Annotated in this window: 15 protein-coding genes and 1 tRNA gene; 6 read left to right on the top strand and 10 right to left on the bottom strand. The window is 70.8% G+C overall.

All coding sequences use genetic code 11. From position 1 onward, the window contains the following. Complete coding sequence (locus GQF42_RS22525) at positions 1–843, bottom strand: M24 family metallopeptidase (RefSeq protein WP_158922627.1); 843 nt, start codon at positions 841–843, stop codon at positions 1–3. A gap of 246 nt (positions 844–1,089) precedes the next feature. Here GQF42_RS22525 and GQF42_RS22520 point away from each other — a divergent pair, with 246 nt between their 5' ends. From GQF42_RS22520 to GQF42_RS22495, 6 genes are all read left to right on the top strand, one after another. Further along, complete coding sequence (locus tag GQF42_RS22520; protein WP_158930444.1) at positions 1,090–2,070, top strand: ABC transporter ATP-binding protein; 981 nt, start codon at positions 1,090–1,092, stop codon at positions 2,068–2,070. Continuing rightward, positions 2,060–2,968: an ABC transporter permease subunit gene (locus GQF42_RS22515; protein WP_158922625.1), complete on the top strand. Its 909-nt coding sequence runs from the start codon at positions 2,060–2,062 to the stop codon at positions 2,966–2,968. Before GQF42_RS22520 ends, GQF42_RS22515 begins: the two co-directional genes overlap by 11 nt. Beyond that, positions 2,965–3,876 carry an ABC transporter ATP-binding protein gene (locus tag GQF42_RS22510; protein ID WP_158922623.1) on the top strand — a complete coding sequence of 304 codons (912 nt, stop codon included), beginning with the start codon at positions 2,965–2,967 and terminating at the stop codon, positions 3,874–3,876. The genes GQF42_RS22515 and GQF42_RS22510 overlap by 4 nt, the downstream gene beginning before the upstream one ends. Positions 3,877–3,886: 10 nt before the next feature. Beyond that, entirely contained in the window at positions 3,887–4,606 is a 720-nt protein-coding gene (locus GQF42_RS22505) for an ABC transporter permease (protein WP_158922621.1), read from the top strand. Positions 4,607–4,708: 102 nt separating this feature from the next. Next, positions 4,709–4,960, top strand: a complete 252-nt coding sequence (locus tag GQF42_RS22500; protein WP_158922619.1) for an SGM_3592 family protein — start codon at positions 4,709–4,711, stop codon at positions 4,958–4,960. Positions 4,961–5,211: 251 nt separating this feature from the next. Continuing rightward, positions 5,212–5,297: transfer RNA gene (locus tag GQF42_RS22495), tRNA-Ser, on the top strand. A gap of 103 nt (positions 5,298–5,400) precedes the next feature. Here the strand turns inward: GQF42_RS22495 and GQF42_RS22490 are convergent. The 9 genes from GQF42_RS22490 to GQF42_RS22450 form a co-directional block, all read right to left on the bottom strand. Then, entirely contained in the window at positions 5,401–6,210 is an 810-nt protein-coding gene (locus GQF42_RS22490) for an HAD family hydrolase (RefSeq protein ID WP_158922617.1), read from the bottom strand. Next, positions 6,207–7,484, bottom strand: a complete 1,278-nt coding sequence (serS, locus tag GQF42_RS22485; protein WP_158922615.1) for a serine--tRNA ligase — start codon at positions 7,482–7,484, stop codon at positions 6,207–6,209. The genes GQF42_RS22490 and serS overlap by 4 nt, the downstream gene beginning before the upstream one ends. Positions 7,485–8,089: 605 nt before the next feature. Beyond that, positions 8,090–9,022, bottom strand: a complete 933-nt coding sequence (gene pheA, locus GQF42_RS22480) for a prephenate dehydratase (protein ID WP_158922613.1) — start codon at positions 9,020–9,022, stop codon at positions 8,090–8,092. 125 nt (positions 9,023–9,147) lie between these two features. Further along, positions 9,148–10,431, bottom strand: a complete 1,284-nt coding sequence (gene efeB, locus GQF42_RS22475; protein WP_158922611.1) for an iron uptake transporter deferrochelatase/peroxidase subunit — start codon at positions 10,429–10,431, stop codon at positions 9,148–9,150. 8 nt (positions 10,432–10,439) lie between these two features. After that, positions 10,440–12,440: a copper resistance CopC/CopD family protein gene (locus GQF42_RS22470; RefSeq protein ID WP_158922609.1), complete on the bottom strand. Its 2,001-nt coding sequence runs from the start codon at positions 12,438–12,440 to the stop codon at positions 10,440–10,442. Between the two features lie 13 nt (positions 12,441–12,453). Beyond that, complete coding sequence (locus GQF42_RS22465) at positions 12,454–12,939, bottom strand: copper chaperone PCu(A)C (RefSeq protein ID WP_158922607.1); 486 nt, start codon at positions 12,937–12,939, stop codon at positions 12,454–12,456. Beyond that, positions 12,936–13,589, bottom strand: a complete 654-nt coding sequence (locus GQF42_RS22460; protein ID WP_158922605.1) for an SCO family protein — start codon at positions 13,587–13,589, stop codon at positions 12,936–12,938. Before GQF42_RS22460 ends, GQF42_RS22465 begins: the two co-directional genes overlap by 4 nt. Positions 13,590–13,709: 120 nt before the next feature. Beyond that, positions 13,710–14,441 (bottom strand): YcnI family copper-binding membrane protein, encoded by a 732-nt coding sequence (locus tag GQF42_RS22455; RefSeq protein ID WP_158922603.1) that lies wholly within the window; start codon positions 14,439–14,441, stop codon positions 13,710–13,712. Positions 14,442–14,645: 204 nt separating this feature from the next. Then, a complete protein-coding gene (locus tag GQF42_RS22450) occupies positions 14,646–15,497 on the bottom strand; it encodes a hypothetical protein (protein WP_199272756.1) in 852 nt (283 codons plus the stop codon). Positions 15,498–15,525: the final 28 nt, after the last annotated feature.

Here is a 15,525-nt window from a genome sequence, read left to right as displayed (position 1 = left end):
TCACTTCTCCTCCGCCCAGCGCCGCACGTGCGGCAGGTCGTCGTCCAGCCAGAAAGCGCCCTGTTCGGGATCCCTCGAGTCGGTGACCACGAGGATCTCCTCGAACTTCGCGCCCGTACCCCTGAAGCCGAGGTGGGGTTCGACCGCCCACAGGCCCGGCTGCGGCGGGTGGTCGGAGAAGCGGTACGGCGACCACAGGGGCGACCAGCCCTCGCGGTGGCCGTGCAGCGCGTCGGCGGCCAAGCCCTTGAGGGACTGCGTACCGAACCCGAACAAATGCGGGGAGAACCGGCGCTGCTTCACCCGGTCCACCTTGTGGGCGATCACACCGAACGGGTACGCGCGATGCCGGTTGGCGTAGCCCTGGCGGACCATGAGCCGGTCCACGTCCTCGTAGATCTCGCGCAGCGGGCGCCGCTCGCGCGCCTCGCGCAGGATCAGCTCCCGGTGCGCCTCCAGGTCGGCCATCAGCCGGTCCTGCACCGGGTTGACGCCCAGCGAGCCCGAGTAGCCGATGTCCGCGGTGTATCCCTCGTGCACCGGCGCCATGTCCAGGATGAACGGCATTCCGGGCTCCAGGGCGCGGTCGGTCGGGAAGAACTGCAGGGGGATGCGGAAGTCCACGAACGCCGTGCGGTCCCCGAACCAGGCGAAGGGCAGGTGGAACCAGTCCCGCACCCCGCGCTCGCGCAGCCACTCGCGCTGCATCCGCGCCGCCTCGTGCTCGGTCACGCCGGGCTCCAGACGCGCTGCGACCGCCTCCGCGCACTCGTAGGCGAGGCGCTGCACCCGCCTGAACCCCCGCAGTTCCACGGAGGGTTCGCTGCTCACTGCCGTCGTCATGCCGCCCCGTCCCGTCGTGCAGCCGACCCGCCCGCCGGCTGCGGTACGCGTCCGTAACTTGACACTGGTGAATGTGACAGTTGTTAGAGGCGGCGTCAATAGGAGGGATGACGGGCTGTGGAGTACCCGCGGTGGCCCTTGGGTGGGGTTTCCCTTAGGGACCCGTAATACCTGGGTCTGACGCCAAGACGGCTCTGAGGTCTGACGACCAGCGTGGCCTGAATCACTACCGTCGAAGGCGTGACTGTGATCGCGACCGAAAGCCTGAGCAAGCGGTTCCCCCGGGTGACCGCTCTCGACCGGCTGTCCGTGGACATCGGACCCGGTGTGACCGGGCTCGTCGGAGCCAACGGCGCCGGCAAGTCCACCCTGATCAAGATCCTGCTGGGTCTGTCCCCCGCCACGGAGGGCCGCGCCGAGGTGCTCGGCCTCGACGTCGCCACCAAGGGCGGCACCATCCGCGAGCGCGTCGGGTACATGCCGGAGCACGACTGCCTGCCGCCGGACGTCTCGGCCACCGAGTTCGTCGTCCACATGGCGCGCATGTCCGGTCTGCCGCCGACCGCCGCCCGCGAACGCACCGCGGACACCCTGCGCCATGTCGGGCTGTACGAGGAGCGCTACCGCCCCATCGGCGGCTACTCGACCGGCATGAAGCAGCGGGTCAAGCTCGCCCAGGCGCTGGTGCACGACCCTCAGCTGGTGTTCCTGGACGAGCCGACCAACGGCCTCGACCCGGTCGGCCGGGACGAGATGCTCGGCCTGATCCGGCGCATCCACACCGACTTCGGCATCTCGGTCCTGGTCACCTCCCATCTGCTGGGCGAGCTGGAGCGCACCTGCGACCACGTCGTCGTCATCGACGGCGGCAAACTCCTGCGTTCCAGCTCCACCACCGACTTCACGCAGACCACGACCACCCTCGCGATCGAGGTCACCGACAGCGAGACCCACCCCGACGGCACCCGCGCGGTGCGCGAGGCGCTGCACGCGCGCGGGGTCGACACGCGGGGCGAAGGCGCCGGACTGCCCGGTGCGGGCCACATCCTGCTGCTGACCGCCGAGGGCGAGGAGACCTACGACCTCGTCCGGGACGTCGTCGCCGACCTCGGCCTCGGCCTGGTCCGCATGGAGCAGCGCCGCCACCACATCTCCGAGGTGTTCACCGGCGAGGCCGAGCACAGCAGCGACGAACAGCCGAAGGAGGCCGTCGGACATGGCGGTTGAGCACCCGCCGGCGGCCCCGGCCGGCGACCAGACCCGTATCCACGACATCGGCTACCGCGGCTACGACGGCCCCCGCCTCGGCCGCGCCTACGCCCGCCGCTCGCTGTACGCGCAGTCCCTGCGCGGCTCCTACGGCCTCGGCCGCTCGGCGAAGTCCAAGGTGCTGCCGATGCTGCTGTTCGCGGTGATGTGCGTGCCCGCCGCCATCATGGTGGCCGTCACGGTCTTCACCAAGGCACACGAACTGCCGGTGGCCTACACCCGCTACGCGATCATGCTGCAGGCCGTGATCAGCCTGTACGTGGCCGCGCAGGCACCCCAGTCCGTCTCGCGCGACCTGCGCTTCAAGACCGTACCGCTGTACTTCTCGCGGCCCATCGAGACAGCCGACTACGTCCGCGCCAAGTTCGCGGCGCTCGCCTCGGCCGTCTTCATCCTGACGGCCGCGCCCCTGCTCGTGATGTACGTGGGCGCGCTGCTGGCCAAGCTGGGCTTCGCCCACCAGACGAAGGAATTCGCCGAGGGACTGGTCTCCGTGGCGCTGCTCTCCCTGCTGTTCGCCGGCATCGGCCTGGTCATCGCGGCTGTCACCCCGCGCCGGGGCTTCGGCATCGCCGCCGTGATCGCCGTGATGGTCATCTCCTACGGCGCGGTCTCCACGCTCCAGGCCATCGCCAACGTGCAGAACCACACCTCCGCCATCCCGTGGATCGGGCTGTTCTCGCCGATCACGCTCATCGACGGCGTCCAGTCGGCCTTCCTCGGCGCCACCGCCCGCAACCCCGGCGCGATCGCCCCGTCGGCCGGACAGGGCGTGGTCTACGTCCTGGTCGTACTCGCCCTGATCGCCGGCAGCTACGGCCTGCTGATGCGCCGCTACAAGAAGGTGGGACTGTGACGACCCTCAGCATCGACCACGTCTCCCGCTGGTTCGGCAACGTGGTCGCCGTCAACGACATCACCATGACGATCGGCCCCGGCGTCACCGGCCTGCTCGGCCCCAACGGCGCCGGAAAGTCCACCCTGATCAACATGATGGGCGGCTTCCTCGCCCCGTCCACCGGCACGGTCACGCTCGACGGACAGCCGGTGTGGCGCAACGAGGCCATTTACAAGCACATCGGCATCGTCCCCGAGCGTGAGGCGATGTACGACTTCCTCACCGGCCGTGAGTTCGTCGTCGCCAACGCCGAACTGCACGGCCTGGGTGCGGAGGCGGCCCAACGGGCGCTCGCCACGGTCGAGATGGAGTACGCGCAGGACCGGAAGATCTCCACGTACTCCAAGGGCATGCGCCAGCGCGTGAAGATGGCGAGCGCCCTCGTCCACGAGCCGTCCCTGCTCCTGCTGGACGAGCCGTTCAACGGCATGGACCCGCGCCAGCGCATGCAACTGATGGACCTGCTGCGCAAGATGGGCGACGAGGGCCGCACGGTGCTGTTCTCCTCGCACATCCTCGAAGAGGTGGAACAGCTCGCCCGGCACATCGAGGTCGTCGTCGCCGGACGGCACGCGGCCAGCGGCGACTTCCGCCGGATCCGCCGCCTGATGACCGACCGCCCGCACCGCTACCTGGTCCGCTCCAGCGACGACCGCGCCCTCGCTGCCGCACTGATCGCCGACCCGTCGACGGCCGGCATCGAGGTCGATCACACCGAGGGCGCGCTGCGCATCCAGGCCGTCGACTTCGGCCGCTTCACCACCCTGCTGCCGAAGGTCGCCAGGGACCACGGCATCCGGCTCCTTGCGGTCTCGCCGTCCGACGAGTCCCTGGAATCCGTCTTCTCGTACCTGGTCGCGGCGTAGGAGGCCGAAGATGTACGACCCCACTGTCGCCCGGCTCACCTACCGAGCCCTGCTCGGCCGCCGCCGGGCCCTCATCCTCGGCGCGCTGCCGCTGCTGCTGATCGTGCTCTCGGTGGCCGTGCGAGCCCTGACCGGAGCCGACGACCAGACCGCCTCCGACGTCCTCGGCGGTTTCGCGATCGCCACGATGGTGCCGATCATCGGCGTCATCGCGGGCACGGGCGCGATCGGCCCGGAGATCGACGACGGCTCCGTCGTCTACCTGCTGTCCAAGCCGCTCAAGCGGCCCGCGATCATCTTCACCAAACTGATCGTCGCCATCGCCGTGACCATGGTCTTCTCGGCGGTGCCGACCCTGATCGCCGGGCTGATCCTCAACGGCAACGGCCAGCAGATCGCCGTCGCCTACACGATCGCCGCGCTGGTCTCCTCCATCGCCTACTCGGCGTTGTTCCTGCTGCTCGGCACGGTCTCCCGGCACGCCGTGGTCTTCGGGCTCGTCTACGCGCTGGTCTGGGAGGCACTGTTCGGCTCCCTGGTGCCCGGCGCGCGCACGCTCAGCGTCCAGCAGTGGTCGCTGGCCGTCGCCCACAAGGTCGCCGGAGGGGACCTCGTGACCTCCACCGTGAGCCTGCCGACGGCCACCGTGCTGCTGGTGGCGGTCACCGTGCTGGCCACCTGGTACGCCGGTCAGAAGCTGCGGGCACTGAAGCTGGCGGGTGAGGAGTAGGGCCTGGTGGATCCCCGTCCGGCGGCTCCGGCGGCCTTGACGGGGACTTCATCTCGATCCCGGCACACTGGACAAAGCGGATGTACGGCTAGGAGGCCGCTGATGGCTGAGGAGATACCGGGGAACGAGGGGCGCGCGCGGTCCGAGGGCGATGTCCGGGACGGGCTGGACGGACTGGTCCTGGACGAGGACTTCATACGGGGCGCCGAGACCTCCGAGCCGTCCGCGCGGGCCCGTATGCTCGCCGCCCGCTGGCGCGCCGAGGGGCCGGAGCCTCAGCCGTGGCGCTCCGACGAGCCGCCGGCGGGCTGGTTCTTCAGCAAGGCGCGGCGCCGCAGGTGGCGGCGGCGATAGCGGTGCCGGTTTATTCGGTGGCGTGCAACTCGGTGGCGGTGCACAGTGGTTGTGCCCCATCCGCCGGGAACGTCCCGGCGCCGTGATCCGGGAGTGGAGGCGGGCGATGTCGATGCACGGCAGTACGCCCGGCTCCCGACAGGGCGGTCCGAGGCCGGCCCCGGTGTAGTTACCCCGCCGTGGAGCCACAGGAACCGCCCGGGGCGGCCGCTTCGAGCACGCGATGTGTCTCTCGCGTGGGCCGCCCACCCGGAGGATTGGCCGAGTGGTAAGGCACCGGTTTGCTAAACCGCGGTCGGGCTGAAAGCCCGCGCACGTTCGATCCGTGCATCCTCCGCAAGACGTTGTCACCGGGACGTGGCCGAGTGGTCGGCTCCGAGCGTCGCGGCTTGTCGCGCGGTTCCCCCGCCGCACCCGCGGAACCGCGCAACCGTCGGCTGCTAAGCGAGCTGGGCCAGCAATCGCTCCAGCACCACCGCGATGCCGTCCTCCTCGTTGGAGGCCGTCACCTCGTCGGCCACCTCGCGGAGCGTCTCGTGGGCGTTGGCCATGGCCACGCCCCGGGATGACCAGGCGAACATGGGTATGTCGTTGGGCATGTCGCCGAAGGCGATCGTGTCCGCGGCCTTCAGGCCCAGCCGCCGGGCCGCCAGGGACAGGCCCGTGGCCTTGGACAGACCGAGCGGGAGCAGTTCCACGATGCCCTCGCCCGCCATGGCCACGGTGACGAAACCGCCGGCCGCGCGCCGGGCCGCCTCCGCCAGATCGTCGTCGGACAGCGTCGGGTGCTGTATGTAGATCTTGTTCAGCGGCGCCGTCCAGAGATCGGACGCGTCCGTGAAGGGGATCGCGGGGAGCGTGCCCGTGACCGCGTACCCCGGCCCCACCAGCACGTCGCCGTCCAGACCGTCCCGGCTGGCCGCCAGGTACAGCGGGCCCACCTCGGCCTCGATCTTGGCCAGGGCCACGCCCGCCAGCTGCCGGTCCAGGGTGACGGAGGTCAGCAGACGGTGTGCGCCGGCGTCGTAGACCTGTGCGCCCTGGCCGCAGACGGCGAGACCGTCGTAGCCGAGGTCGTCCAGGATGTGGCGGGTCCACGGGACCGCGCGACCGGTGACGACGATGTGGGCCGCGCCCGCCGCGGTGGCCGCGGCGAGCGTGCCACGGGTGCGCTGCGAGACCGACTCGTCGGAGCGCAGGAGCGTTCCGTCGAGGTCGGTCGCGATCAGCCGGTACGGGAAGCCGGTCACTTGGCGACCGGTTCCAGGACCTCCCGGCCGCCCAGGTACGGGCGCAGCACCTCGGGGACCCGGACGGAACCGTCGGCCTGCTGGTGGTTCTCCAGGATCGCCACGATGGTGCGCGGTACGGCGCACAGCGTGCCGTTGAGCGTGGCGAGCGGCTTGACCTGCTTGCCGTCACGCATCCGGATTGCCAGGCGGCGGGACTGGAACTCGGTGCAGTCCGAGGTCGAGGTCAGCTCGCGGTACTTGCCCTGGGTCGGGATCCACGCCTCGCAGTCGAACTTGCGGGCGGCCGAGGCACCGAGGTCGGCGGAGGCGACGTCGATCACGCGGAACGGCAGCTCCAGCGAGGTCAGCCACTGCTTCTCCCACTCCAGCAGGCGCTGGTGCTCGGCCTGGGAGTCCTCGGGCGCGACGTACGAGAACATCTCGACCTTGTCGAACTGGTGCACCCGGAAGATGCCCCGGGTGTCCTTGCCGTGCGAGCCGGCCTCACGGCGGAAGCAGGGCGAGAAGCCCGCGTACCGCATCGGCAGCTGGTCGGCGTCGATGATCTCGTCCATGTGGTAGGCCGCCAGCGGGACCTCGGAGGTGCCGACCAGGTACAGGTCGTCCTTGTCGAGGTGGTAGACGTCCTGGGCCGCCTGGCCGAGGAAGCCGGTGCCCGCCATGGACTGCGGGCGGACCAGCGCCGGGGTGAGCATCGGCGTGAAGCCGGCGGCGGTCGCCTGGGCGATCGCCGCGTTCACCAGGGCCAGCTCCAGCAGGGCGCCGACACCGGTGAGGAAGTAGAAGCGGGAGCCGGAGACCTTGGCGCCGCGCTCGACGTCCAGCGCGCCGAGCAGCTGGCCCAGCTCCAGGTGGTCCTTGGGCTCGAAGCCCTCGGCACCGAAGTCACGGATCGTGCCGTGCGTCTCCAGCGTGACGAAGTCCTCCTCGCCGCCGACGGGCACGTCGGGGTGGACGAGGTTGCCGAGCCGGAGCAGCAGCTCCTGGGTCTCGGCGTCGGCCGCGTCGCGCTCGGCGTCGGCGGCCTTGACGTCGGCCTTCAGCTGCTCGGCACGCCCGAGCAGCTCGGCCTTCTCGTCTGCGGAGGCCTTGGGGATCAGCTTGCCGAGCTGCTTCTGCTCGGCACGCAGCTCGTCGAAGCGGACGCCGGAGGACCTGCGCCGCTCGTCGGCAGACAGGAGGGAGTCGACGAGCGCGACGTCCTCTCCACGGGCGCGCTGGGACGCGCGCACACGGTCGGGGTCCTCACGAAGCAGGCGAAGGTCAATCACGAGGCCAAGGCTACCGGTGCGGGGTTGCCGCTCACGAATCACTATTCCGTGGAGTTGTGATTCTTCACTGTTCGCCCGCTTACGTTCCGTTATGCGTAAATTGCGGAACGTGTCAGAACTAGTCAGATACCCGTCAAGGAAAAGTGTCTCACTCCCTGGGACGGGGCACGCCCTGCGTGCCGGGTTGACCGGATTCCCTTGTGGAGAACGGGACTTCACGGTCTCGCTGTCCACAGGGGTCCCCACCCTCCGGAGAGTTATCCACAGGCTGTGTGGAAGGTCTGTGGATTTCGGAATTGATCACTCCGGAACTCTGCCGCGGACTGAGGAATTCCCAGGACAAACCTGGGTGACACCCACTTTCGGGTGGAAAGCAGTCGCTCCAAAAGATGAATCAACGGAAACGACTGGACGAAGGGTGAGGTGCGGTGTGGTGGCCGCGGCGGAGACGCGAGGGCCGATTTGTCGACCGACCCACACGCCCTTGTCGACTTGTCCCCAGGTCGAGAAGCGGACCTGTGGATAACTCCTGTGGATAAAGATGGTATGCAGGTAGGACTGGCTGGAACCCGCCGCCCTGGAGCCGGCGCCCTGGGAACCGGCGCCTAGAACCGGCCGTCCTGGCAGCGCGCCACCCAGTCCGCCGCTGCCATGAACTCCTCGTCCGAGGTCCATGCCGGCGTCGGCCGGGCCTCGGACGGCGCAATGTCCGCGCGCGGGTAGGAGCCGAGGAAACGCACCTGGAGACAGATCCGCTTGAGCCCCATCAGTGCCTCCGCCATCCGCCGGTCGGAGATATGGCCCTCGGCGTCGACACAGAAGCAGTAGTTGCCGATCCCGGCACCGGTCGGCCGGGACTGCAGCAGCATGAGGTTGATGCCGCGCGAGGCGAACTCACCGAGCAGGTCGCGCAGGCCGCCGGGGTGGTCGTCGCGCTGCCACAGCACCACCGAGGTCTTGTCGGCGCCGGTCGGCGCGGCGGGCCGGGACGGGCGGCCGACCAGGACGAACCGGGTCTGTGCGTTCTCCGCGTCGTGGATGCCGGTCTCCAGGGCCTCGAGACCGTAGCGGGCCGCGGCGAACTCACCGGCGAAGGCGGCGTCGTAGCGGCCCTCCTGGACCAGGCGGGCGGCGTCCGCGTTCGAGGCGGCCGACTCCCAGACCGCGTCCGGGAGGTGCCTGCGCAGCCAGTTGCGCACCTGCGGCTGGGCCGCCGGATGGGCGGAGACCGTCTTGATGTCCGTGAGCTTCGTGCCCGGCCTGACCAGCAGCGCGAAGGTGATCGAGAGCAGTACCTCGCGGTAGATGGTCAGCGGTTCGCCCGCGACCAGCTCGTCCAGGGTGGTGGTGATGCCGCCCTCGACGGAGTTCTCGATCGGCACGAACGCGGCCTCGGCCTCGCCCGTCCGCACCGCGTCCAGCGCGGACTGCACCGACACGTACGGGACGAGTTCCCGGGTGGCCGTTTCCGGGAGCGTCCGCAGGGCGACTTCGGTGAAGGTGCCCTCGGGGCCGAGATACGCATAGCTCGCTGGCATGTCCCTCACCCTAATGGCCGCAGGCTGCCCGGGCTCGGTCGTCTCATGAGAGCCACTCGACAGAGTGGTTTGAGCCCGGAAAGCCCAGTAAGGCCGGTAAACCCCGTAACCCGCCGGATTCCGGGCTAGCCCTCCAGTAGCCGCTGCCCCACGTACTCGCCCTTGGCCGCCCCGCCCGGCACCGCGAACAGTGCGCTCGCCTCGTGCCGGATGAACTGCGACAACGCGTCGCCCCGGTCGAGCTTGCGCTGCACCGGTACGAAGCCCCGCAGCGGATCCGCCTGCCAGCAGATGAAGAGCAGACCGGCGTCGGGCGTGCCGTCGGCGCCGAAGCCGTCGTGGTAGGAGAACGGCCGCCGCAGCATGGCCGCCCCGCCGTTCCTGTCGGGCCGGGTGATCCGGGCGTGCGCGTTGAGGGGGACGACGTACTCGCCCTTGGAGTCGGTCTTCTCCAGGTCCATCGGGCTGGTCTCGTGGTCGCCGGTCAGCGGCGCCCCGTTGGACTTCCGGCGTCCGACGACCGCCTCCTGGGCCGTCACCGACAGCTTCTCCCAGTCGTCCAGGAGCATGCGGATGCGGCGTACGACGGCGTAGGAGCCGTTGGCCATCCAGGCGGGCTCGCCCGAGGCGGGCACGAAGATCCGCCGGTCGAAGTCGGGGTCGATGGGCTTGGGGTTGCGGGTGCCGTCCAGCTGGCCCATGAGGTTGCGGGCCGTCATGTGGTGTGCGGTGGCGCCCGGGGTGCGGTTGAAGCCGTTCATCTGCCAGCGCAGCCGGGCCGCTTCGCCCGCGTCCTGCTGGATCGCGCGCAGGGCGTGGAAGGCCACCAGGGCGTCGTTCGCGCCGATCTGCACCCACAGGTCGCCGTCGCTGCGGGCCTTGTCCAGGTGGTCGGAGGAGAAGTCCGGCAGCGGGTCCAGCGCGCTCGGCCGCTGCTTGTCCAGGCCCGTCCTGTCGAAGAAGCCGTGCCCGAAGCCGAAGGTGATCGTCAGCGAGGAGGGGCCGGCGTCACGGGCCACGGCGGTGTCGTCGTGGGGCGCGGCCTCGCCTGCCATCAGCCGTTCGGCCGTCGTCGACCAGCGGCGCAGCAGGGCCGCCGCCTCCTTGCGGCCGGCACCCGCCGCCAGGTCGAAGGCGATGAGATGACCGCGCGCCTGGAGGCCCTCGGTGATACCTGGCTGATGTTTCCCGTGAAACATCGCCCGGTCGGAGCCCAGCGAGGTCAGCGGGGCGGCCTGGGCGGGCGCGGCGGCGTAGCCCGCGGCTCCGCCGGCCGCACCGAGCACGATCCCGGTGGCGCCGGCCGTGCCGAGCAGCGCACGCCGGGAGATGCCGTGGCCGCCCGCGGGCTGGGGCGTCGGGGCGCTCTGGGTGGAGGGACGGGCCGACGGAATGGACTGGTCGGGCATGGTGTCGTTCAGCCGATCTGCGCGTTCTTGGAGACCGTCACCTGGTCGATGTCGGAGGTGCGCACCGTGACGGCGATCTTCCAGTCGCCGGCCATGGGGATCTGTACTCCGCTCGCCGACCAGTGGCCGGTCGTGATGTGGTCGGGGGTCACGGGAAGCGGGCCTATCTTCTTGGCCTCGAGGGTGAATTCCACCTTCACCTCCGGGATGTCGAAGGCCTGGCCGCCCGGCTTCTCGACGTAGACGTGCATCTCGTTGGCGCCCACGCCCGCGGGGTCCAGGCCGACGCTGACCACGCCCTTGCCGTTGGTGCCGCCGGTGTCGAAGGGCATGTCCAGGGTCAGCGCGCCGTTCACCGGCGCCGTGGCCGCACTCGAGGACGAGGTGGCGGCCTTGGCGTCCAGCTCGGTGCGGCCCGGCTCGGTCTGGGTCAGCGCGGTGGTGACGGCGAGGAGGACGACCGCGACGCAGGCCTCGGCGAACACCGAGCGGCGCAGCCCGAAGCGGTGGGGGTCGCCGTCGCGCAGCCGCTTCTGCCGGGCGGCGGCCATCACGGCCCGCTGCCGGGCGAGCTGCTCGGCCCGCGCCGGGTTGCCGCTGGTCCTGCCCTTGCCGGTGGACTGCTTGGCCGCGGCGGTGGTCACCCGCTCCTTCTCGGTCGCCTCGGCGGCCCCCTGCGCCGCCTCGGCCACCGCACCGGCGCCCGCGGCGTCGGCCAGCCGCCGGGTCCACCGCCGCGACACCGACGCGATGGCGACCATCACCGCCACCAGCCCGATCTTGACCAGCAGCAACTGCCCGTACCGGGTGTCGGTGAACGCCGACCAGGAGCCGAGCTGGCGCCAGGACTGGTAGGTGCCGGTCGCGGCGAGGGTGAGGACGGAGCCGAAGGCCAGCCGGGAGAACCGGCGCACGGCGGCGGCGTCGACCGGGGTCTCGGCGGGCGCCCGGTACAGGGCGACCAGCAGGGCGGTGAGCCCGCCCAGCCATGCGGCGACGGCGAGCAGATGGACGACGTCGACGGGCATGGCGATGGCCGGCTGGAGCCCGACCGAGGCATGCTCGGCCATGGCCCAGCTGGCGGCGAGCCCGGCCGCGACGACCACACCGCCGATCGCGAGCCCGAAGGTCAGATCGCGCTTCTCCTGGCCCTCCTCGACCGAATTCGGCAGTCGGCGCGAAGCGCCGTCGTCCGGGGCGGTGGCGGGAGAGGTGCGGGTGTAGGCGCCGAAGAGGACGGCGATGAACAGCGCGGCGGCGGCGAGCAGCAGCAGCCGGGAGACCAGGGCAGCGCCGGTCTTGGTCTGCAGCACCTGGCCGAGCAGCCCGAGGTCGAAGATGTCTGCGAACTTCCCCGAGGTGGTGTACGAACCGCGCAGGAGCAGCAGCCACAGGGTGGCCGCGGTGAGCGTGAGCCAGCCGCCGACGACCAGCCGCTGCAGGGCCCGTACGCCCGCCCCGCGCTGCCAGCAGGCGAGCACGAAGGCCGCGCCGCCCGCGAGCACGATGAAGCCGGCGTACGACGCGTACCGCCCGATCGCGTACAGCGTGCCCACGGATCCGCCGCCCGCGCTGGGTGCGGTGCCGGAGACGACCGTCGGCGAGGGCGACCCGATGGAGAAGGTGTAGGCGCCGGAAACGGGGTGGCTGTCGGCCGAGACGACCTGGTAGGTGACGGTGTAGGTGCCCTTGCCCAGGCCGCCCTTGAGCTTGACGGCGTACGTCGTCCCGCTCAGGTTGGCGGGCTTGCCGGTCTGGACCGCCTTGCCGCGGGGGTCGAGGACACGCAGGGAGTCGTTGTTCATCGCCACCTTCTCGGAGAAGGTGAGGGCGACCTGGCTGGGCGCCTGCTTGACCACCACCCCCTGCGCAGGGTCGCTGCCGGTCAGCGCGGCGTGCGCGGAGGCCGGGGCGGCGCCCGCGAGCAGCGCGGCGGTGACGGCGAACAGCAGCAGCACCAGGCTGCGCAGGTTGCCGCTCCTCCCCTTGGGGGTGATGGTCCGGGTCAAGGCGGTCCCTCCCTCAGTGGCCGGTCGACGGGTTGTACGTCGCGGACTTCACCGGCATCTCGACGGTGAGGGGCCCGGATCTGGCGAACGTGAGCTTCACGGTGACCGTCTGGCCCTGTTTCGGCTGGCGCTTCAGCTTCTCGAACATCAGATGGTTGCCACCGCTTTTGAACACGAGTTGACCGTGGGCGGGTATGGCGAAGGAGGTCTGCTCCTGCATGGCACCGCCCATGGTGCTGTGCATGGTGACCTCGCCCGCGGCACTGCTGGTCACCGAGGTCAGCTCATCCTTGGCGCCGCCCTTGTTGGTGATTGTCAGAAAGCCCGCGGCCATGTCTGCGGAGACCGGCTGGGGTATGTACGGCCCGCTGACCGACAGTTCGGCCTTCGAGGAGCCGGACCCCGAGCCGGACCCCGAGCCGGAGTCCGAGCAGCCCGCGAGGGCGAGCGCACCGACGAGGGCGGCGGTTGCGGTCACGACGGTGGTACGGCGCCTCACGGGTTGGCTCCCTTGACGATCTTGGGCAGGTCCTTGGTGTAGTCGTCGACGGTGGCGTCCTCGCCGTAGAGGAGGTAACCGCCGTTCGTCTTCGGCGAGAACGCGATGACCTGGGTGCCGTGCACCGAGACGAGCTTGCCGTTCTTGTCCTTCTTCGTCGGCTCGACCGAGATGCCGAGCGAGCGGGCGCCGGCCTGGACAGTGGCGAAGTCGCCGGTCAGGCCGATGAACTGCGGGTCGATGCCCTTGAGCCACTTGCCCAGCTCGGTGGGCGTGTCGCGGCCGGGGTCGGTGGTGACGAACACGACCTTCAGGTCGTCCTGTTCGGCCTTGGGCAGCGCCTTCTTGGCGACGGCGATGTTGCTCATCGTCGTCGGGCAGATGTCGGGGCAGTGCGTGTAGCCGAAGTAGACCAGGGTCGGATGGCCCTGGGTCTCCTTGCGGAGGTCGTACTTCTTGCCGTGCGTGTCGGTGAGGACCAGGTCCGGCTTGGTGAAGGGCTGGTCGAGGACGGTTGCGGCCTTGCCCGAGCCGGACTCCTGCGAGACCACGGCGACCGGCGACCTGCTGTCGTCGCTGCTGCCGCAGGCGGAGAGGGTCAGGGTGGCGGCGGCGAGCAGCGTGGCCGCGGCGATCGTCTTCTTGCGCATAGAAAAATGTCCCAGATGTGAGAACTCCGGCGCGCACCGGGGCCGGACGGGCGGGCCGTACGAGCGGACCGTACGAGCCTGCCGTACGACCCCGGTGCGCGGTTCGGGGGGAGGGGGGGGCTAGGCGGTCCGGCGGCGGCCCGCGAGGACGCCGTAGGCGACGCCCGCGACGCCGACGACGATGCCGACGATGCCGAGCACGCGCGCGGTGGTGTCGGTGTCGTGCCCGTCGGAGGCGGCGGCCGTGGTGCCGGTCTTGTCGGCGGTGTCCTTGGCGTTCACCGAGCCGCCGTGGCCGTCGGCCGCGGCGGAGAGCCGGAGCGTGGGGGCCGGGTTCTCCGGCTCGTCCCGGCCCGCCTGCGGCACCTCGATCCAGCGGACGACCTCCTTGTCGGAGTACGTCTGCAGGGCCTTGAACACCAGTTGGTCGGTGTTCTCGGGCAGGGCGCCGACGGAGAGCGGGAACTTCTGGAAGTAGCCGGGCTGGATGCCCTTGCCGTCGGCGGCGGTCCAGGTGACCTTGGTGACGGCCTCGTCGATCTTCTCGCCGTGCATGGTCAGCGGCTTGGCCAGCTTGGACTTGGTGACCTGCACGTTCCAGCCGGACACGGGCTCGGGCATGACCGAGGCGAGCGGGTGGTCGGTGGGGAAGCTGACCTCGACCTTGGTGGTCGAGGCCTTGTCGCGCTCGTTGGGGACCTTGAAGTCGACGACCGCGTAACCGCCCTTGGCCGCGGTGCCTTCCGGCTGCACGGTGACGTGCGCGAAGGCGGGGACGGACAGGGCGAGGACGGCGGTACCCGCGACGGCGGTGGCGGCGACGACCCGAGAGACGGTACGAGAAGCCTGCATGGCAGGAGCACTCCACTCTGAGAGTTCCGGTGACGAAGAGAGAGGTACGCGTGCGCGTGTCGGTGCCGCTCGGGGCGGATCGACTGGGGTCCCCCGCCCGGGCGAGGCCAGACGGGGGGAGGTTGCGCACGCACGCGTGCCGCGCGACGGCGGCGTTCTCTCCCGTGGACCGTGGAGGGGCCGTGGAGTGGTGCGCGCGTCGCGTCAGGCGGCGAGGAGGACGGCGGCGGGCGGGCCGCGCCGGATCACCGTGTGCTGGAGTGCGGTGGTGTGCGGGGCGGGAGCCGCGTCCCGGGCGCTGCGTCGGCGGCGCGGGGCGGGCTCGGCCGCGGGCAGCAGCCCGGCGCACAGGGCGCATGTCAGCGCGAGCGCGGCGCGCAGGGACCGTATGAGCGCCCCCTCCGTGACTCCGTGCGCCGACAGCTCGATGAGCCGCAGCAGGGCCAGGTCACCGCGGCGCAGCAGCCAGCCGGCGGCAACGGCCGCGAGGACGTGGCCGAGCAGCATCGGCAGCGAGGGCAGCAGCCCCGCGGAGGAACCGGTGGCGTCGTACGCGTGGGACAGGGTGCCCGGGCCGCCGACGGGCCGGCCCGAACGGTCGATGAGGTGCGCGGCGAGCAGGACGTGGAAGGCACGGCCCGGGTTGAGCGCGGTGGGGGTCGATCCGCACAGCAGCCGCGCGGCCTGCTCGACGAGCGCGGAGTCGTTCAGTGAGGAGCCCTGTGCGCCGGTGCCGTTCACCGACCCCATCGCCATGCCGCCGGAGGCCAGCGCGGCCCCGTGCTGGCCCAGCCCGAACAGTGCGTGCAGCGCGGTCTGGCCGAGCGCGAGGAGCGCGGCGATGCCCGGCAGCGAGCGGACCCGCCCGGCGAGCGGCACCGCGACCAGCAGACAGCCGAGGAAGCCCACGCCGAGCGTCCACAGCGGCACGCACGCGCAGGAGGCCAGGGTGTGCCCGCACGCGGCCAGCACGACGCAGACCGCGGCGAACACCGCGGCCCGCAGGATCCGGAGCCCGGCTCCGGGGTGCGCCGTGCGCGCGTGGGGGGCAGTCATGGCGGCCTCATCATCGCACTGCCCTTAC

The organism is Streptomyces broussonetiae, assembly GCF_009796285.1.
In the GTDB taxonomy this organism is placed as follows: Bacteria; Actinomycetota; Actinomycetes; order Streptomycetales; family Streptomycetaceae; genus Streptomyces; species Streptomyces broussonetiae.
This window is presented reverse-complemented; position numbering and strand designations above follow the sequence as displayed.